The 19,569-nt window shown below is 40.9% G+C and carries 23 protein-coding genes; 21 read left to right on the plus strand and 2 right to left on the minus strand.

The features are described 5' to 3' along the window. Positions 1-48: 48 nt before the first annotated feature. Genes terS through MKY10_RS08670 form a run of 15 tightly spaced genes read left to right on the plus strand, consistent with a single transcriptional unit; the run spans position 49 to position 11,220 of the window. Entirely contained in the window at positions 49-768 is a 720-nt protein-coding gene (terS, locus tag MKY10_RS08600; protein WP_003229916.1) for a phage terminase small subunit, read from the plus strand. Then, positions 761-2,056: a PBSX family phage terminase large subunit gene (locus MKY10_RS08605; RefSeq protein ID WP_003229917.1), complete on the plus strand. Its 1,296-nt coding sequence runs from the start codon at positions 761-763 to the stop codon at positions 2,054-2,056. Before terS ends, MKY10_RS08605 begins: the two co-directional genes overlap by 8 nt. A gap of 3 nt (positions 2,057-2,059) precedes the next feature. Then, positions 2,060-3,592: a phage portal protein gene (locus MKY10_RS08610; protein ID WP_004398894.1), complete on the plus strand. Its 1,533-nt coding sequence runs from the start codon at positions 2,060-2,062 to the stop codon at positions 3,590-3,592. Continuing rightward, the gene (locus MKY10_RS08615) at positions 3,589-4,506 is read left to right on the plus strand and encodes a phage head morphogenesis protein (protein WP_004398748.1); all 918 of its coding nucleotides are present in this window, start codon (positions 3,589-3,591) and stop codon (positions 4,504-4,506) included. The genes MKY10_RS08610 and MKY10_RS08615 overlap by 4 nt, the downstream gene beginning before the upstream one ends. Before the next feature lie 40 nt (positions 4,507-4,546). Beyond that, positions 4,547-5,200 (plus strand): hypothetical protein, encoded by a 654-nt coding sequence (locus MKY10_RS08620; RefSeq protein WP_003229920.1) that lies wholly within the window; start codon positions 4,547-4,549, stop codon positions 5,198-5,200. Positions 5,201-5,232: 32 nt separating this feature from the next. Then, on the plus strand, positions 5,233-6,201 hold the full coding sequence (locus tag MKY10_RS08625; RefSeq protein WP_003229921.1) for an XkdF-like putative serine protease domain-containing protein: 969 nt from the start codon (positions 5,233-5,235) through the stop codon (positions 6,199-6,201). Positions 6,202-6,219: 18 nt separating this feature from the next. Further along, entirely contained in the window at positions 6,220-7,155 is a 936-nt protein-coding gene (locus MKY10_RS08630; protein WP_003229922.1) for a phage major capsid protein, read from the plus strand. A gap of 10 nt (positions 7,156-7,165) precedes the next feature. Then, a complete protein-coding gene (locus tag MKY10_RS08635; RefSeq protein WP_003229923.1) occupies positions 7,166-7,477 on the plus strand; it encodes a YqbF domain-containing protein in 312 nt (103 codons plus the stop codon). A gap of 3 nt (positions 7,478-7,480) precedes the next feature. Beyond that, a complete protein-coding gene (locus MKY10_RS08640) occupies positions 7,481-7,876 on the plus strand; it encodes a DUF3199 family protein (RefSeq protein WP_004398566.1) in 396 nt (131 codons plus the stop codon). Beyond that, positions 7,873-8,235: a YqbH/XkdH family protein gene (locus MKY10_RS08645; RefSeq protein ID WP_003229925.1), complete on the plus strand. Its 363-nt coding sequence runs from the start codon at positions 7,873-7,875 to the stop codon at positions 8,233-8,235. Before MKY10_RS08640 ends, MKY10_RS08645 begins: the two co-directional genes overlap by 4 nt. Next, a complete protein-coding gene (locus tag MKY10_RS08650; protein ID WP_003246050.1) occupies positions 8,232-8,735 on the plus strand; it encodes an HK97 gp10 family phage protein in 504 nt (167 codons plus the stop codon). Before MKY10_RS08645 ends, MKY10_RS08650 begins: the two co-directional genes overlap by 4 nt. Before the next feature lie 12 nt (positions 8,736-8,747). Continuing rightward, positions 8,748-9,185 carry a DUF6838 family protein gene (locus MKY10_RS08655; RefSeq protein ID WP_003229927.1) on the plus strand — a complete coding sequence of 146 codons (438 nt, stop codon included), beginning with the start codon at positions 8,748-8,750 and terminating at the stop codon, positions 9,183-9,185. Next, the gene (locus MKY10_RS08660; RefSeq protein ID WP_010886574.1) at positions 9,182-9,373 is read left to right on the plus strand and encodes a hypothetical protein; all 192 of its coding nucleotides are present in this window, start codon (positions 9,182-9,184) and stop codon (positions 9,371-9,373) included. The genes MKY10_RS08655 and MKY10_RS08660 overlap by 4 nt, the downstream gene beginning before the upstream one ends. Beyond that, positions 9,374-10,774, plus strand: coding sequence for a phage tail sheath family protein (locus tag MKY10_RS08665; RefSeq protein WP_003229929.1), 1,401 nt, complete (start codon positions 9,374-9,376; stop codon positions 10,772-10,774). A gap of 2 nt (positions 10,775-10,776) precedes the next feature. Further along, positions 10,777-11,220, plus strand: coding sequence for a phage tail tube protein (locus tag MKY10_RS08670; RefSeq protein ID WP_003229930.1), 444 nt, complete (start codon positions 10,777-10,779; stop codon positions 11,218-11,220). Positions 11,221-11,473: 253 nt separating this feature from the next. Here MKY10_RS08670 and bsrH read toward each other — a convergent pair whose 3' ends face one another. Further along, positions 11,474-11,563: a type I toxin-antitoxin system toxin BsrH gene (bsrH, locus tag MKY10_RS08675; RefSeq protein ID WP_075058862.1), complete on the minus strand. Its 90-nt coding sequence runs from the start codon at positions 11,561-11,563 to the stop codon at positions 11,474-11,476. Positions 11,564-11,942: 379 nt separating this feature from the next. Further along, positions 11,943-12,122: a type I toxin-antitoxin system toxin TxpA gene (gene txpA / locus MKY10_RS08680; protein WP_004398662.1), complete on the minus strand. Its 180-nt coding sequence runs from the start codon at positions 12,120-12,122 to the stop codon at positions 11,943-11,945. Positions 12,123-12,267: 145 nt separating this feature from the next. Between txpA and MKY10_RS08685 the strand changes: the two genes are divergently transcribed. From MKY10_RS08685 to MKY10_RS08710, 6 genes are read left to right on the plus strand one after another with little or no spacing between them, the layout of a single operon-like run. Further along, entirely contained in the window at positions 12,268-12,717 is a 450-nt protein-coding gene (locus MKY10_RS08685) for a phage portal protein (protein ID WP_032722171.1), read from the plus strand. A 41-nt stretch (positions 12,718-12,758) separates the two neighbouring features. Beyond that, the gene (locus MKY10_RS08690; protein ID WP_021480099.1) at positions 12,759-12,896 is read left to right on the plus strand and encodes a hypothetical protein; all 138 of its coding nucleotides are present in this window, start codon (positions 12,759-12,761) and stop codon (positions 12,894-12,896) included. A gap of 2 nt (positions 12,897-12,898) precedes the next feature. Further along, a complete protein-coding gene (locus tag MKY10_RS08695; protein WP_339226395.1) occupies positions 12,899-17,656 on the plus strand; it encodes a phage tail tape measure protein in 4,758 nt (1,585 codons plus the stop codon). Next, on the plus strand, positions 17,649-18,308 hold the full coding sequence (locus MKY10_RS08700; protein ID WP_032722169.1) for a LysM peptidoglycan-binding domain-containing protein: 660 nt from the start codon (positions 17,649-17,651) through the stop codon (positions 18,306-18,308). Before MKY10_RS08695 ends, MKY10_RS08700 begins: the two co-directional genes overlap by 8 nt. A 12-nt stretch (positions 18,309-18,320) precedes the next feature. Continuing rightward, on the plus strand, positions 18,321-19,301 hold the full coding sequence (locus tag MKY10_RS08705; protein WP_032722168.1) for a hypothetical protein: 981 nt from the start codon (positions 18,321-18,323) through the stop codon (positions 19,299-19,301). Then, on the plus strand, positions 19,298-19,564 hold the full coding sequence (locus MKY10_RS08710) for a DUF2577 family protein (RefSeq protein ID WP_032722167.1): 267 nt from the start codon (positions 19,298-19,300) through the stop codon (positions 19,562-19,564). Before MKY10_RS08705 ends, MKY10_RS08710 begins: the two co-directional genes overlap by 4 nt. Positions 19,565-19,569: the final 5 nt, after the last annotated feature.

A 19,569-nucleotide genomic window follows, 5' to 3' on the forward strand; every position in this document is an offset into this window, starting at 1 on the left:
TTTATTTTCAAAACAACTCAATCTAAAAGGAGGCGGCAGTGAATGTAGATGGTTGATAAGCACATACAGGCGTATAAGGATTACGCCAAAGGTATGAAATACAAGGACCTTGCCGAGAAATATGGGGTATCTGTGAACACCATTAAATCGTGGAAACAACGCCATGGTTGGCAAAGAAAAAAGGGTGCACCCTTAAAAAAAGGTGTGCACACAAAAAAAGTAGGTGCACCACTCGGTAACAAGAATGCGTTAGGTAATAATGGCGGCGCACCTAAGGGAAATCAAAACGCTGTGACTCATGGATTCTTCTCTAAGTTCCTGCCAGAAGAAACGCTATCCATCATGGAAGGGATTCAAGAACGTTCGCCTGTCGATATGATATGGGATCAGATACAGATCCAATATGCCGCAATAATAAGGGCGCAAAAGATCATGTTCGTTTCTGATAAGCAGGAAATGATTAAAGAACTGAAAAAGAAAAAGTCTGTGCTATCTGAGACAAACGAAGTCGAAGAGGAAGAATTCGAATTTCAATTTTCTTGGGATCGTCATGCAACGTTCTTGAACGCTCAATCTCGTGCAATGGCAGAGCTCAGGAATTTAATTAAACAGTTTGATGAATTAGCCCATTCGGAAGACGAACGACGCCTTAAATTGGAGCATATGCGCTTAAATATCAACAAGAAAAAAATAGAGATCGAAGAACTTACAGAAGAAGATAAACCTTTTGAGATCACCATTGTAAACAAAGGTGATGACAGTGATTAAACAGGTAAATCCACATTTTAAAGAATTTCTCTTTGACTGGAATCAAAAGTTTCAGTTTCTTGTGGGTGGTTATGGATCATCCAAAAGCTATCATGTGGCGCTCAAGATTGTTCTGAAATTGCTCAGAGAAAAGCGTACTGCACTTGTTATCAGAGAAGTGTACGACACACATAGGGACTCAACATTTTCACTTTTTGATGAACTTGTAAGTGATCTAAAATTAGATCATATCGTTAGATGTGTATCTTCTCCGATGCAGATTCGATTTTCAAATGGCAGCAGAATCATCTTTAAAGGGATGGATAAGCCAGCCAAACTGAAATCAATCAATAATATTTCCCTCATTTGGATTGAGGAATGCTCTGAAGTAAAATATGAGGGGTTCAAGGAGCTTCTTGGACGTCTTCGTCACCCGACATTGCCGCTTCACATGATACTTTCAACAAATCCAGTTGGAGAGGACAATTGGACTTTTAAGCATTTCTTCAAGGATGATAGGGAGAAGCGCTTTGTACTGGATGATAAGGAACTTTATGAAAAGCGGATAATCGTTAGCAACGACACCTATTATCATCACTCAACGGCAGATGATAATCTTTTCCTGCCAGAAAGCTATGTCCAGCAACTTGAAGAATTGAAGGAATACGATCCAGACCTTTACCGAATTGCGCGGAAAGGTCATTTTGGCGTGAATGGAATTCGGGTTCTGCCGCAGTTTGAAGAGCGACCGCATGAAGAGGTTATGACTGCAATCTCTAATATTAACCGCCCGCTTAAACGGGTTGGCATGGACTTTGGTTTTGTGGAATCGTATAACGCCGTCGTTAGGGTTGCTGTGGATCATGAAAAGAAATATCTCTATATCTACTGGGAGTATTACAAAAATGGATTAACGGATGATAAGACAGCCGAAGAACTTAAGGAATTTGCAGAGACTAAGGAATTAATCAAGGCGGATTCAGCAGAGCCAAAGACAATCCGTTATTTTCAGCAACACGGTTTCAATATGGTGGGTGCCCGTAAATATCAAGGATCACGCCTTCAGTATACAAAGAAAATCAAGCGGTTCAGGAAGATCATTTGCTCTGATCGTTGCGAGAACACGATTTATGAGCTTAAGCCGCTTGCTTATGCTACCGATAAGCTGGGGAACATCATAGAAGACGAGTTCACCATAGACCCGCATACACTGTCAGCTATCTGGTACGCTCTCGATGATTATGAGGTAACCGATTTGAAAGAAGAATCAAAAGGAAGACCGCAAAGATCAAGACCAGGAAGGAGGTAAAGCATGTCAAAAAAATCTGTTAAAGCACGAGTGATCAAAGCCTCTCCACCTACTGAATCAACGAAACAAATTTATGAAGATGAATTTGCTGACAGCTATGACAGCAATATTTTGCCTCCTCCGTATAACCTAAAGGAATTAAAAATGATTGCTGAGTATTCAACAATCTTACAGCAATGTGTTGATGCCTACAGGACAAATATTGTGGGCTTTGGATTTGATTTCGAGTATTCTTTTGATGTGAATTCGCCAGATGTGACAAATGAAGAAAAAACAGAAGCTGAAAGTGAATGGACAAAGCTTGAAGAGTTCGTTAAATATCTTCACTTTGATGAGTCAGCTGAGACTTTACTCGGATTTGTTATTGAAGATAGAGAAAAGACGGGCAATGGCTTTATTGAGGTCATTCGAAACGGTGAAAATAAGCCAGCCGGCATTGAATACATGGACGTTCAAAATGTACGAGTTTGCAAACTGTCTGAACCAATCGAAGTTGATTTTACGTACTTCGAACAAGGACAAATGAAATCAATCAAAAGAGAGAAACGATTCCGAAAGTATGTTCAGATGATTGACGGCCGTATGGTTTATTTTAAAGAATATGGTGATCCTCGCACTTTAAATTTAGAGACAGGTCAATATGATGAACAGACCCCATTGGAGAAACGAGCAAATGAAGTGGTCCATTTCAAAATAGGAAGCGGTATTTATGGGAAACCGCGATGGATTGGCCATATTGTTAATTTGTATGGTGCTCGTAAAGCTGAAGAGCTGAACTTTATGTACTTCAAACAAGGAAGACATATTCCCGCTGCCATCACAATAGAAAATGGAATGTTGTCTGAGGACTCATACACACAATTGCAGGATTACATGAATGGGCTTGAAGGAGTGGAGAACGCTCATAAGTTTCTATTACTTGAAGCAGAAGGGATAGCGAAGGGGAAAAACATTCATGGTGATGAAGAGATTGCACCAGTGAAAGTTGATATTAAGTCACTTGCTGAAATCCTTCAAGAAGATGCTTTGTTTCTTGAATATGACCAAAAGAACCGAGATAAAATTAGATCGGCTTTTCGTTTGCCCCCACTTTATACAGGTGAAGCTCAAGATTACAACAGAGCGACAGCTGACACAGCAAGAAAGATTACTGAGGAACAAGTATTTCAGCCTGAACGAAAATTAATCACAGGTAAACTGAATGCTTTATTTCTAAATGATCTTGAAATTCATAAAGTCCGACTCCAACTAAAAGGGCCAGACTTTAGAGATCCTTTAGAAATTGCTAAGGTTCTAACACCGTTTATAACAGCAGGTGCAGTTTCTCCGAATGATTTACGCGATTTGGCTGGACGGGTACTTGGTAAGACGCTTGAAGAATGGCCAGAAGAAGAATACAACAGGCCGCTTGGTAAAACTAACGAGTCGTCCGTTTCCGATCCTTTGGCTGCACTGTTTAAATCTAAGAACGGTACTCCTAATATGATCGGGTTATTAAAAGATATGCGGGATGTTCTGGAGGATTTGAAGAGATGAACAAAACGGATAAGCTATTGGAGAGTTTAAATGTCTTTATTCAAAAAGCCGAGGAAAATCAGTATAAGCAATTGGGGGAGATGGTACCTGACTTTCCTGGCAAATCTAATATCCCCAAATATGTGGAGGAATATGAAAAAGGCATTGCCAGATTGCTCAGACGCCAGCATAAGAAGTTTTTAGATGGTCTCAAAGGTTTTGTAAGCAAAGACTCAGAAGAGACGTTAAAAGCCCTTCTAGTGTTTTTTACTCAGAACCTATTCGCGGAGGATGACTTCGAGGAAGAATTTCAGGAACTGACTGAGGGATTCCTGCAACAGACTATTGAAGAAATGGCTGAAGTAATCATGGATTCAATAGATCCAGAGGTGCCTTTTAAAGTCTTATCCAATCGTACGATTAATTGGATTAAGGATTGGTCAAAGAAGCTGGCTGAGATCATGAAGTTAAACACACATGAAGTGGTGGAGGACGTGCTAACTAATGCTATCGAGAACGGTTCATCAATCCAGGACATTGAGTTGACTCTCAAAGACATGCCACAATTTGATAGGGAGCGGGCGCGTACCACAGCCATCACAGAAGTGCTTGCCGCTTCCTCTGCCGCGCAGCATGAATCATATGCACAATCGCCGGCAGTAAAGAAAAAGAAATGGCGGCACAGCGGAGGGAAGAAGAACAATCCTCGTGAAAATCACATTGATCTTGACGGTACAGTCATTGGAGTAGATGAAGAATTTCAGATACCGGGCAGTAGCGAAACCTGCATGTTTCCGAGGGATCCTAAACTATCAACAAGGGAGCGGGTTAACTGCCATTGTGTTCTATCGCCTGTGGTAGATAGTAAGATTTTAGGCTTATCACCCGAAGAAAAAGAAGAGATTCAAAGAGAAGTCTTAGCAAACATGGAATAAAATAGTATAATGTCCTCATTACATATTAGGTGGGGAAAATATGAATTGGATGGAGTTTATCTCTTCAATAGTCAAATCAATCATTTGGCCGGTAGCAATAATTATCTTGGTTTTTAAATTAAAACAACCGGTTTCAAATTTGATCAGTACCTTGGCGAAAATTAAATATAAGGATTGGGAATTTGAATTCACTATTGACCAAAAATTAGATAAGATTAGTTTCCAATTGAATAAAGAGAATCAATATGGAACTGATGATCAAAATCTAAAAGATTCATTAAATTTAGAAAGTAATTCTGAAATCACTGAGGAAACACATTCCCATTATAATGAGAAGACAAGCATTAAAGGGGATAATGACTTACTACTAAAAATGGAAATGATTCGTTTATATGGAGCAGTGAAAAATCTTTATGAAAAAGTATCAGAAAAAGATGATGCGGCAGATAAATCTCAAGGTATAGGCATGTTATACATGGTTGATTATTTGAAACGCCATAAAATTCTTAATGATTCATTTGCGGAAAGCTTACTTGATATAATGAATATAGTTCATGACTTAGAGAAAAGTCATATTTCACAAAGCTACATTATGAATAAATTTTTCTGGAATGTAGATAAGAGTGTAAAAAGGTTAATGGAGATAACAAGCAATTATGTTGCTGAGAATACAGCTGGTGAGACTTCTAATTAGAAGTCTTTTCTTATTTTAAGGAGGTGAATAACATGCCAAGAGAATTGGTGAACGCAAAAATCACACATGTTTCTTATGTGGATAAGGCTGCTAATCAAAAGCAGTTCTTTATTGTGAAATCAGAAAAACAACCTGATTTTCAAAAGGAAGTCAGAATCCTTGCGAAAGAGGCAGACGAGCAAAAACTTGTTTACGGTATCGTGTATGAACCTGATACAGTGGACGCCCACGGAGATTTCATGACAGCTGCAGAAATCGAAAAGGCCGCTCATGGATTCCTGAAAGATGCTCGTCAAATCGACAAGCAACATGACTTTCAGGGTGGTGTTGGTGAGGTGGTTGAGTCCTATGTCGCACCGGCAGACTTTGAAATGAATGGGGAAACCATTAAAAAGGGATCATGGGTCCTTGTCACAAAGGCTTCTGAGGAAGTATGGGAGCAAATCAAAAAAGGCGAAATTACCGGTTATTCAATGGCAGGAACTGCTGAGACGATTGAAAAACAAGAAAAGCCCGTTTCTCAAGAGAAAACAGATGAGAAAGGGCTATTTAATTTGCTCAAAAACTTTTTTGTTGGAAAACAACAGCAATCATATGAAGAGCCAGTTGCAAAGGCGGGCAGAAAATTTTCCGCTTCAAACCTGCAAGAAATTAAGAATGCTCATGCTGCCCTTGGTAATTTACTGAGTCAGGTAGAAACAAAAGAGGGGGAAGAAGAAATGACTTCGGAGGAAGTAACTAAATCCATTCAAGAAGCATTAGAGCCAATTAAGAAGCGGCTCGAGACATTAGAAAAAGAGGAAGAGCTTAATAAGAAAGATAAAGAAAAAGAAGAAGAGACTGAAAAAGAGGGCGAGAAGTTGAAAAAGGCAATTTCAGAAGCTGTTCAACCGCTCGCTGATCGTATTGAAGCAATCGAAAAAAGTCGCGGAACATCTAAGCAAACTGAAGAATCGGGTTCCGAACAAGTTCAAAAATCAATCTGGTCAGGGTTGTTTTAATGGATAAGGAGGATACGAATGAGAAATCAAGAGGTTATTAATAAAGCAGAAATGACGCTTTCTACTTTAGAGAGCGGCGGGATTATGAATCCTACTCAGGCTTCAACTTTTATTCGAATGGTACAAGATACGCCAACCATTTTAAGAGATGCGCGAGTTATTCAAATGGACCATGACACACAGAAAATCGAGAAGATCGGTTTTGGTCAGCGTATTTTAAGGGCAGCCCAAGAGGGAGTTGCGCTAACTAAAGATCAAAAGTCAGTTCCATCAACTAGCACAGTTAACTTAAGCACAAAAGAAGTAATTGCTGAAGTTAACATTACCTATGACACACTTGAAAACAACATCGAAAAAGATGGCCTTCAGAATACAATCATGCAAATGATAGCTGAGCGTGCTGCGGTTGATATTGAAGAGTTGCTTGTAAATGGGGATACATCTTCCTCCGACTCATATCTTGCACAATTAGATGGCATCAGAAAACAAGCTACATCTCATATTGTCGATGCTGCAGGTGAGGAACTGACACGTCAAACATTTAAACGAGGATACAAAGCTGTACCTCCTAAATATTTGCGAATTCCGCAGGAGTTCCGTTTCTATACATCGCCTGGTATTGAGGTCGAATGGAAAGATCGTGTAGCTGATCGTCAAACAAATTTAGGGGATGCAGCTGTTCAAGGTGGCCTTTCATCTGCTTTTGGTGTTCCAATCAAAGGTATTGCAAATTTACAGCCTTATACGATTGGAGAGGGAGATACTGCAGCCGATGTTTCTGATATCATCCTAACTCATCCGAAGAATATTATTCTCGGATTCTCTCGTAACATTCGGATTGAAGTAGATAAGGACATCCGTCGCCGTATGTTTATCATTGTTTTGACAGCGAAATTGGATAGTGTTTTTGAAGAAGAGGACGCCGTAGCCAAGATCGTGAAAGTGAAGGAGTAGGTGGTCTGGTGTGTTTACTGCAAAGCTTATTAAAGGCAAAACATACAATGTGATGGGAATAACCTTTCGAGCAGGTGTCAGTCAAACAGTACCGAAAAAGCTCTATGAGTATTTAAATGAAAATCCATATTTTATACTAACCCAAGAGCTTAATAATCAAAAGGATGATCCGATAAATTATACTGAATCGGAATTGAAAGGTATGAATAAAGCAGAGCATGAATCCATTATTTCTAATCTTGGTCGCAATCCGTCTGACTTCAAAAACGCAGATGAAAGAATTGCCTACATCCTTAAGCAAATAGATAACAAAGGGGAGTGACCTATGCTGTTAATCACTCCCGATGAATTAAAGAGTTATTCAGTTTTTGAGTCTGTAAAGACCAGACCTGACGAGTTGTTAAAACAGGATATCCTTGAGGCAACTGCCGATATCATTCTTAAAGTTGGACATGATTTTTCAGATGCAGAGTATATCCCTTTGCCTGAAACGGTTCGACTGGCTCTATTAAAGTTGTCTCAGTTTTATGCTCTTATAAATGGCGACGAGTCAATTATTAAAGGATATACAACTGAAAAAATTGGTGACTATTCTTATACTCTAGGGGATGGCAGTTCTCTTCAAAAACCTGATGTGTATGCATTAATAAAAGATTATGTGAAACCGGCTGACCCTGATTTAGAAGGGATTGAAGCGAAAGTGCGGATGAGATCAATATGAGTTATCAATCCTTATTGACTCACAGATGTGACATTTACCATCTGCAGGAGAAAAAAGAAAATAGAAAGCAAAAATTCGGGGTGCCGGTTGAAGATGTTCAACCGGTTTTTTCGTACCCTGATGAGCCGGACATAGAAAATCAGCCGTGTTATTTTACAGAGAAGAGTCAGTCCATTATCCAACAGGAGTCAAATGTATCTATTTATCAATCTTTCCTTGTGCATTTCCCTGCTACTGCTGATATTCGAGTAAATGACAGGGCGGTTTGGGATGGTACTGCTTATAAATTACAGAAGCCCCGCAAAATCAGGAATCATCATTGGGAAGTGACGGCAGTACGGGAGGTTGAATACTTATGAAAATTCGGGGTCTCGATCAGTTCATACAATCATTAGACCGGGCTTCTCGTGGGGGACTGAAGAGGAAATATGAGCAGTGGCTTGAATCAATGGGTTTTGAGTTCTTAGATATCATCCAAGATGAGATCATTAGGACGAAGACCGTGGACACTCGCCGCTTGCTCAATTCCTTTCAGAAAGGTGACCAGGATAATATCTTTTCAATGACAGAAGGCAGCTTAAAGTTGGATGTTGGAACAAATCTGGATTACGCCTCATACGTCAATGACGGGCACTTTACTATCGATCCGTCTAAAAATCAGGATAGACGATGGGTTCCAGGTCGGTGGAAAGGCGACCGTTTCGAATATGACCCTGCTGAAAAAAATTCCGGCATGCTGCTGAAGTTCCGATGGGTAGACGGTTCGGGGTTTTGGGATAACGCCATGGCCATTTTTCAGTTGATGTTTGAGAGAAGCCTTGAGCGGAAGCTGCAGCAATGGATTTATGAAGAATTTTAAGGCGGTGCTGCCATGAATCAAGAAGTAGGTTCAATTATGGGCTATCTATACAAACTGTATCCTGTTCAAGTGTATGAAGAAGAAATACCGCAGGACTTTGCTGTTCCGTCTCTTTACTTTCCACCGGCTTCCACGGTCGATGGGGTGGACACAGTATCCACGTTTCAGAAAGCATATGTTTTAAACGTAAAACTCTTTCACGAAAACGTACAGAAGGCTCATAACGAAGCGGAACGAATTGCGGATACACTTAGAAGCAGAAGAGGCATAATTCCGCTTATACAAGAATCTGGCGAGGATACTGGGGATTTTATTCGCCTATCTCGAATAGAAACGCGGGTATCAGACGATTATGCGACCATTGTCTTAAACTGGACGAGCCGCTATTGGTATGAGCGGGAAGATCAGCGTTCAATAGATGGTTTTAAATTTAAAAGTGGGGTGAAATGATGGCCACTAAAAAAGAGAAAGCAGAAAATGCTTTTTATATTAAGGATTTGCGAGAGCACAGTCGAGAGCTCTTTGGGGTAAAACCCGAGGTGTTTGACGGTGCTCTTTTTCATGTTCATAAAATGAGTATTACAAAATCGGAAGCGAAGAAGTTGATTTCTCAGTTTCTTCAAAAGGAGGTCAAATAGATGAACGGCGGAACTTTCACACCTGGCAAGGAAAAAGAGCGTGCCGGTATTTACTTTAACTTCAAAACGACCGCGGAGAACCGTGTTTCTGCCGGAGAACGTGGAACAGTGGCGCTGCCGATAGCGTCCAGCTGGGGTGAGGTTAAGAAATTCATTTCTATCTCTTCAATCGAGGACTTGAATAAAAAAGTGGGGTTGAACATTGATGATCCTTCGCTGTTGCTTTTACGTGAGGCGATGAAGAAGGCGAATACAGTCTTGCTTTATCGCCTAACGGAAGGTCTTCGTGCTTCAGCAGACATTAGCGAAGGTGTAAAGGCTACTGCTCTTTATGGCGGCACTAAAGGTAATGACATCATTATTAGTATTACGGAGAACGTTATTGACTCTTCGAAAGTTGATGTCACTACCTACCTTGATCAATCTGAAGTGGATAAACAAACAGTGTCTAAAGCTGAAGAACTTAAACCGAATAAATATGTCACGTTTACGGGGAAAGGAGATTTAACAGTTACTATTCCGTTAACCGGTACGGCCCCTGAAGATGTTAGCGGTGCTCTCCCTGCAACTTCCGGAATCCGCTTGTCAGGCGGAACAGACAAAACACCGACAAATGCCGATTATACAGCTTTCTTGGAAGCGGCTGAAACGGAATACTTTGACACAATCGCTTTACCTGTAGAGGATAACGAGCAATTAAAAGCAACGTTTGTTGCGTTTATCAAACGGCTGAGAGACAACCAAGGGCAAAAGGTTCAAGGTGTTCTTTCAAATTACAAGGGAGACCATGAGGGTATTATCAATGTAACAGGTGGTGTCCTACTTGAGGATGGAACGGAGATCACTCCTGAAAAAGCTACAGCTTGGGTTGCCGGTGCAAGTGCGGGGGCTACATTTAATCAATCACTTACATTTGTAGAATACGAGGGAGCTGTAGATGTCCTTAACCGAATTGACAACGACGAAATCGTTGAACGATTGTCAAATGGGGAATTCTTGTTTACTTATGATTCTCGTGATAAATCAGTATCGGTTGAAAAGGACATTAATTCACTCACAAGCCTAACAGCAGAGAAAAATAAGATGTTCCAGAAAAACAAAATTGTCCGTGTACTTGATGCAATCAATAATGACCTGACATCACAATTGAAAGCATTGATCAAGTCTCGAAAAGCGAGCGGCAGTGATGTTCCCGCTACAAATGACGGACTGCAGTTTGTAAAAACGCTAATTACTCAATACTTGAGTGTTCTTCAAGATAACGAGGGCATTACTGATTTTGATTCAGAGAATGACATTACAATTGCTCTGAATAATGATCGTGACGGCTTCCTGATTGATCTTGCAGTTCAACCGGTGGATGCAGCTGAAAAATTCTACTTTAATGTTGAGGTGAAATAGGAATGGCATTAAAAGCGCAAAACACCATTTCAGGTAAAGAGGGCAGGTTGTTTCTTGATGGAGAAGAAATGGCCCATATCAAAACGTTTGAAGCCAATGTAGAGAAAAACAAATCCGAGGTCAATATCATGGGTCGTCGGATGACGGGGCACAAAACGACCGGAGCAAATGGAACGGGAACAGCCACTTTTTATAAAGTGACTTCTCAATTTGTTCTTATTATGATGGACTATGTGAAAAAGGGAAGTGATCCTTATTTCACCTTACAAGCTGTTCTAGATGACGCCTCTTCAGGTCGTGGGACTGAACGAGTCACCTTGTACGATGTGAACTTTGATTCTGCGAAAATCGCTGGGCTTGATGTTGATTCTGAAGCATTGGAAGAAGAAGTGCCGTTTACCTTTGAGGATTTTGATGTGCCTGAACAGTTAAAATCCACATTCTAATCACTTTCACGAAAAATCGCCGACTTTAACGAAGATATTTACGAAAAAATGTGGTAAGATTACTTTAGAAGTAATTCAACCGTACCAAATGGAAACATGTATTTCTTTCAAAAGAAATGCATAAAATAAAAGAGACCCGGTTGCCGCCGGGTCAGTATAAATGTTGGCCCATCAAGAGGGCTGGCTTAACAACTTCATGAAAGTATTTAGGATAGACTTTACCCTTTTACTTTGCCGAGCTCAAGGGGTGGGTCTATTTCTTCTTTATATAAGTCAACAGGGCAATTATAAATGACCCGAAAGCAAGCATAAGCATTAATGCTTGAAATGTTGACACGTGCATCACCCCCTTTCATGAGGGAGTGAGCCAGACCGCCCTTGAGATGTTGAAAGCCAATATTCATTTATACTAAACCATATTGTACCATAACACTTTCATAATCCGAGGGTTTTTAATAAAAGAAAAAGGGTTAAGGCTTCTATGATCAGGTCATTTTGAACTCATAGATAAAAAAAGTAACAAATAAAAGATACAAATAATTATATAATCAATATATATTCATGTTATAATGGTGCCAAGCAAAAGTATTGCAACTACTGGCGTAAGCTTATAGTTGGTACCACATTACCACATTACCACTTGTTAATGTGTGTTACTTTCATGAGAAATGCTAAAATATAAAAGCCAGAGTGTGGCAGCACTCTAGCTTTTAAAAAAGAAACTACCCTTTAATAGGAGGGTCCTCGTGTAGACACTTTTCCTTTACAGTAATGTAAATAGGATGAGTGTCTTTTTTTCTAAGCATGAATAATAATGTTAAAAGAGATATTACCCATGTCATAATCCCGCCTATTAAATTGGCAAAGCCGATCATGACCATTAGAGATTCATAGGTCGACATAATTTCACCTCCTTTCATATTCGGAGGATAAGCTAAGGTAGCTTCAAGAATCTATTATACATGAATTATATGGAAAGCACATTCAAAAAGTATGAATGTGCTTTTTTTCTTGTCCAAAACTAAAAAGTAAAAGGAGCTAATAAACATGAGTGAAAAACAAAATGAAAAAGTTTACGATCTTTCATTCTTTATGCCAGGACAAACAATTGAAGCGGAAGAAGTAAAAGTACCGATTTCTAAACGATTTGTAGACAAAGAGGGCAATGTTGTTCCATTCATTTTCAAAGCGATCACGACTGAACGAATTGACGAACTTGAGAAAGAGAATACGACTTACAAGAATGTAAAAGGCCGCGGCCGTGTGAAGGAATTGGACAGCCAACGCTTTTATGCTCGTATTGCGGTTGAAACGACTGTTTACCCGAACTTTAAAGCTAAGGAACTACGTGAGGCTTACAAAACAGAAGATCCAGTGGAAGTCGCCAAACGTGTTCTTTCAGTCGGCGGTGAGTATGCGAACTGGCTAAACAAAGCAATTGAAATCAATGGATTTGATGATGATCTCGAAGACCTTGAAGAAGCGGCAAAAAACTAGTAAAGGACGGGGACAAAGAGGCTGTATATCTTTATTACGCGATGCATGAACTCAAATACGCCCCGTCAGAATTAAGAGAACTATATGAGGCTCCGAAAGAATTCAAGGCGCTCTTATATGGGTTAATCGGTTATAAGCTTGAGCTGTTAGAAAAAGAAGCGAAGAAGGGAGGTAATTAACTATGGCTAAACTAACAGCCACGTTTGAATTACATGATAAGATTTCCCGCAAGCTTCGAATGATACAAGGCAATGCTGAAAGACTTAAGAGGGCCGCTAATGGCCCTCTTATTTTTGATGCTGAAGATCGGACTGAGAAAGTTATGCGGAGAATTGACCGATCAGCCAACCGTTTGACCGGTCGGGCTCGATCGCTTGAAGTGGATTTAGATGATCGAGCTTCGAATGGCTTACATTCTATACGTCAGCAAGCTGAGGATCTTACCGAGGGCAGCCATGAGGTGACAGTTTCCGTAAATGATCAAGCTACACCACGTTTTCGTTTGATCCGTGGAGGTCTCTCTGATTTGAATCGCTCGCACGCTGAGCCAACTGTTTCAGTTCGTGATCATGCTTCAAACCAATTAGATGAGATCCGTCGTCATGTGTCCGATGTAGACGGCGAACATGCTGAGCCAACTGTTTCTATTAAGGATAGAGCTTCAGCGGCTCTGGATGCAATTGAAGCGAAAATAGACAGCTTGAAGGATGCTACCATTACTCTGGCAGTTGCAGGCGGTTTTTCTGCAGGTTCAATTATGGGTTCTGGTAAGAGTACAATGTCTCAGGATGCTTACGTGTCAGCAACTTCAAACGTTAATAAGAAAGATGTTGCAAGAATGACGGATCAGATCTATTTCAACAATAAAGCGGGCAGTTCTCGGGAAGAAGTCAGTTTATCTCTAAGAAACTTATCGCAACAGACAGGGGCGTCTAAAAAAGCTCTTGCTGAATTGACTGAGTCGTCAAGTAAGATTGCCCAGCTTATGAATGCTGATCAAGCTGAGGTAGATCGTGCTTTCAGTTCAATGTATAACAACTTGAAATTGTCTGGAAAACAAAGCGGAGACTTAATTGCTTATGTATATCGGAATGCCGGTGACCAAGCTGACGATTTATTGGATACGATGAATGAATACAGTTCCACCTTTAAAGACTTGAAGCTCACAGGCGGCCAGATTGCAAACGCCATGATAAAAGGAACAAAGGGTGGCGCCAGAAACTTCGATAACCTAGCCGATAGTATGCGTGAGTTTAACATCCGCCGAACCGAAATGTCTGATAGCCAAGTGGACGCATTTAAAACGCTGTTCGGAGCCAAGGAAACTAAGAAAATGTTCAAGGGCTTCAAAGATGGTTCAATAAGCGGAGAGGAAAGTTTATTTAGGGTGGCAAAAGCACTTTCTAAAGTGAAAGACAAAACAAAGCGGGCTGCTATTGCGACTGAGCTTATTGGAACACAATATGAAGACCTCAAGCAACCGATTTTAGATATGGCTGAGGGTATTGGTACAAGTGCCAAAACAAGCGGTGAATTAGAACGAAGCTTTACGAAACTTCGGGATAATAATCCGATGACACCGGTTAATGATGCCATGAGAGATTTTGAAAGCATATCTAAGGATATGGGAACTTCTCTGCTAACTGGATTAGGGCCAGCCTTTGATAAAATCAGCTCGTTCATTAACAGTAAAGAAGGTCAGGAAAAGCTTAAAGAGATCAAAAAAGATATTGCTGATCTTGGTAAGGAGATAGGTGATAAGTTAAACGTAGCCATTGAGTGGAGCGTCAACCATTGGGAAGATTTAAAAACAGCGATTAAAGTTGTGATCCCTTCTTTAATTGGGTTGATTGGTTATTTGAAAATACTACGTCCGCTGTTAAAAGGCATAGGTACTGTCGGAAGTGATGCAGCAGGCGTAATCCGAAAGCTAATTCCCAAACGTACTCCTGAAGCTGGCGCTAATACGCGAAGTGAAAGGAGGAACAGAAACAGTAATCGTAATGCCAGCACAAGGAGCAGAGAATCCAAAACTGCCACAAGTCCAACGAGTTTACCTCGAAGCGGCAGCTTAACATGTTGCTGTTGTAGCGATGGAGGTAAAAATGATCGCATTCGTAGAAGACGAGGGAAAAGAGTTTTAGGACGACGGGGTAATCTAAACCGAATGAACCCTTCTGACAGTTCAATTGTTGTGTCATCTGAACGGTTGGAGAGAAGGCGTTCCGGTAGAACTGTAGGTACTAATCCAACCGGAGGATCAAGACCAGCAATAACCACTACGAGATCGGAGCTATACTCAGCTGGTAGAGCTGCAGGCGGTACATCGAAGTTCGGGAAAGTCTTAAGTCCTCTGAAAAGTGTTGGCAAGTTTGCAAAAGGAGTCCCTCTATTAGGAACAGCGTTAGCGGCAACCGATTTAATTGGGATGAATAAAGATAATGTTGGTGAAAAGATTGGATCAGCTGGCGGTGGTCTTGCTGGAGCGGCTACAGGAGCAGCTATTGGCAGTGTTATTCCAGGAGTGGGAACAGCCATTGGTGGAATAGTTGGTGGTATAGCAGGCACCATGGGTGGTTCAAGTTTAGGTAAAGCGTTTGATGGTTCAGAAGTAAAGAAGAAACTAAACAGTACATTATTTGATCAAAAATGGTGGTCTGAAAAATGGTCCGGCATTAAGAGTAATGCGAAGACTTCTCTCAATGGGTTAAGTGATACATGGTCTCATGTAAAAGAAAAGGTGAAGTCTACTTTATTTAATAGTGAATGGTGGTCTGAGAAGTGGTCTGGTGTTAAAAGCTGGGCACAAGACAAATGGAATAGTGCATCATCTGTTTGGGAGTCCGTAAAGCGAAAAATAAAATCCACTTTATTTAGTGAGAAGTGGTGGTCAGGAAAGTGGGAAGGCGTAAAAGGTTGGGCTCAAAGTAAATGGGACAGCGCGTCTTCTGTTTGGCAATCTGTTAAAGGAAAACTGAAATCCACTTTATTTAGCGAGAAGTGGTGGTCAGGAAAATGGGAAAGTGTAAAAAGCTGGTCCAAAAATAAATGGGACAATGCTAAATCAATATGGAAAAGTGTTAAGAGTTCCATCTCAGAAACCCTTTTTAGTAAGAAGTGGTGGTCTGAAAAGTGGCAAAGTGTAAAGGAATTGGGAAGCAGTATTTTGGGCGGAGTAAAAGAAGTCGGTGGGAAAGTAGCTTCAAGTGCGAAAAAAACTGCTGGTAAAGCGTTGGGATATGTGAAGAGTGGCGTAAATTATTTATTTGGTACGGGAAAAGAAAAGCCAAAGAAACATGCTACTGGTGGTTACATTACGAAGCCAACAATATCTTGGATTGGTGAAGCAGGTAAAGAGTTTGTTATTCCCGTTGAGAATAATAAAGGTCGCGGCAAAATGCTCCTTTCTCAAGCTGCTTCGAAATTAGGGATGAGTGTAGTTGATGATATAGCGTCTGCTTCATCTGCAGGAGGTGAACCAGCAACTTCCCCGCTAATCCGTAGAGCGGCGGTGACTGCTTCTGTATCTCCTATAATTGACACATCCAGTCTTGATGAACAAGCGACTTCATTTGGTCAACAGTTCACTAAAGGCTTTGATCAAGGAATTGGAGATAATGTTGTTTCTATGGAATCTTGGAAACAGAAAAACGTTGGACAGCCAATGAACAATTTAATCTCTTATTCTCCGAATTACGGAAAGCAAGTGGTCAATGGATATGCTAAAGGTCAGAACAGCACTTCGACCGGTACAGATGGCTTCTTGCAGACGAAGGTTAAAACGCCATTTCAGAACACTGTTAATAAATCTTCATCATGGGGAAGCGGAACGGTCAAAGGTTTTGCTTCTGGACAAAATAGTTCACAAACTGGTACTGATCAATACGTCAGCACTCATATTAACAAGCCGTTTATCCGATCTAAAGAATCATCAAACGGATGGGGAAGCAGTATGATCAGTAATTTTGTTTCAGGCATGACTTCTAAGGCAAGTGAAGTCCATGAGGCTGCCAAGGAACTGGCGAAAAAAGTTGAGAAGGCATTTCGTGAAGAGCTTGATATTCACTCACCTTCCCGTGTCATGATGAGTCTCGGTCGCTTTGCCTCTATAGGTATTGTAAAAGGTCTGGATTCTGTCGATGTGAAAAAGTTTGCTGAAAAACAAGCAGGCTCACTAGCTGCTGCTTATTCCGGAATGGGAGCAGTAAGCGGAAATGTGAAGCAATGGCTTATGGCTGCTATCATGGCTACAAAGACGCCGGTGAGCTGGCTCCCAGGGCTGATGACAATTGCTCAGCATGAGTCAGGCGGTAATCCGAAGGCAATCAACTTATGGGATAGTAATGCGAAAGCAGGACATCCATCTCAGGGGCTCATGCAGACAATCCCAAGTACCTTCAACGCACACAAATTGCCAGGCATGAATAACATTCTTAACCCGATTCACAACGCTGCTGCTGCGATTGGCTATATCAAAAGCAGATATGGATCAATTAATAATGTACCAGGCATTAGAAGCATGAGGCACGGAGGTCCATATGTTGGCTACGCTAACGGCGGACTTATTACCAAAGAGCAGATTGCACGTGTCGGTGAAGGAAACAAACGGGAATGGATCATTCCGGAGGAGCGAGGCATCCGTGGACGTTATTTATTAGCCCAAGCAGCTAAGGCACTCGGAATGGAAGTCACAGACCCATCTCAAAAAGGCCAAACTGAACTATCTTCCGGTCAAGTAACAGCAGCCACAACAGGCAGTCATCAAACAACTGTTACAGCATCAGGAGGTAAAGAGGTTATTATTCAATTTAATGGCGATCAGCATTTTCACAATGACCAAGATATGAACAGCCTTGTAGCTAAGATTAAGCAGGCTCTTGTCGATGAGCTTGAACAGGATATCAACATTGGAACGAAGGGAGTCGTTGCTTTTGACTAAATCCATATATGAATTCTGGATTTCACAAGGGAAGGATAAGCTACGGCTTCCTGTCCTTCCTGAACAAATTGATATTTCAAACACAATTCAAAATGAATCAGTAAAAGTGGCTAGTTTTGGGGAGATCACTTTTATTGATAAACCGGGAGCGAAAGAAATTTCGTTCTCTTCTTTTTTTCCAAAGAAACATAGCCCGCTTGCTGAGTATAAGGGATTTCCTTCTCCTGAAAATGCTATTGCAAAGATCGAGAAATGGGTGAAAGCTAAAAAGCCGGTTCAATTCTTAATTACTGGAACGAAAATTAATTTAACTTGCAGTATCGAGGTTTTTTCATATAGCGAGGGCCAAAAAGATATAGGTGATCGTGATTATGAAATAAAGCTGAAGGAATACAAAACTGCTTCGCCGCGGAAGATCAAGCAGAAGAAAAAGACGAAGAAGAAACGACCATCTAAATCAGCTCCTAAAACATACACCGTTAAGAAAGGCGATACACTGTGGGACCTTGCCGGTAAATTTTATGGAGACAGCACAAAGTGGCGCAAAATCTGGAACGTCAATAAAAAGGCTATGATCAAACGAAGTAAACGTAATATCAGGCAGCCAGGACACTGGATCTTTCCTGGGCAAAAATTAAAGATACCGCAGTAAGCAGGTGATGACATGATAGAACTTTTCGTCATTAAAGAAACGGAATGGCTTGAGCTGGTAACAGAAAGTGTTTCTCTTGAGGGACAACGGTATCAGGCTCCGCGATCAATCACAGCAAAGATCATAACGAAACAAGGAACCCATTCATATTACAGCGTATCAGAAGGAGATACGGTTCTGTTTAAGTGGAAAGGGAAAGAGCTGTTTCGAGGTATTGTGTTTTCTCGCAATCCGGAAGAACATGGGCTGACCTTTACGGCTTATGACATGCTGCAATATCTGGTTAAGAACAAAGATGTTTATGTGTTCTCCAATAAGCGTGCAGACGAGATTATTAAGCGCCTGGCAAGAGATTTTCAAATTCCAACGACATCCATTGCAAATACGGGTTACACCATTAAATCATTAGTGTTTAAAGATGATACGAGCCTTTATGACATGATTCTGAAAGCTTTGAAACAAACGAAAAGCCAAACCGGAAGGAATTATCAATTATATTCTGCGAAGGGGAAGCTTGGCCTTCGCGCTTGGCCTGATCCGTCAGAAGTATGGGTACTGGAAACGGGTGTGAACATTACTGGTTATCAATACAGCACTTCCATTAATGACACAGTCACAAGAGTAAAGCTGCGGCGTCAGAAAGACAATAAAACATACACGGCCACCGCAAGCGACAGCGCAGGCATAAACAAATACGGCGTCCTTCAGTATGTTGAAACAGTATCAGATAACATTAACCAAGCACAGTTGCAGCAGCGTGCGAAAGTTAAACAGGCACAGAAGAAAGGCGTCAAAAAAGAACTCAAAAGTATTCAAGCAATTGGGATTCCAGATCTTCAGAGTGGTTTGCCCGTCTATATTTCAATTCCGGAAGTCGGGGTTAAGAAAACATACTGGATTGAAACAGATAAACACGAATTTAAAGGATCGACACACACGATGACCATTGATGTGGTTGAGAAAAATTCTATCCCTGATGGTGTTTCCTCATGAGATTAAGTGAAGCAATCAAACATTTGGCTGTCGGTGCAGTTGATTCTGAGTCACCAGTGGATATTATGCCGGCTGAAGTGGTTTCCGTTTCTCCTGTTGAAATAAGGCTTAATGAAAATGACAAATTAATAATACCTGCTGATTTGATTATTGTTCCAAAGCGGCTGCGGCCCGGTGAAGAAGAAGCGTTGAATACTGGTGAGCGTGTGATGATTGTCTCCTTAAAAGGCGGGCAATCATTTTTTATTCTCGACAAAATATAGGAGGT

Source organism: Bacillus sp. FSL P4-0290, assembly GCF_037975435.1.
In the GTDB taxonomy this organism is placed as follows: domain Bacteria; phylum Bacillota; class Bacilli; order Bacillales; family Bacillaceae; genus Bacillus; species Bacillus subtilis.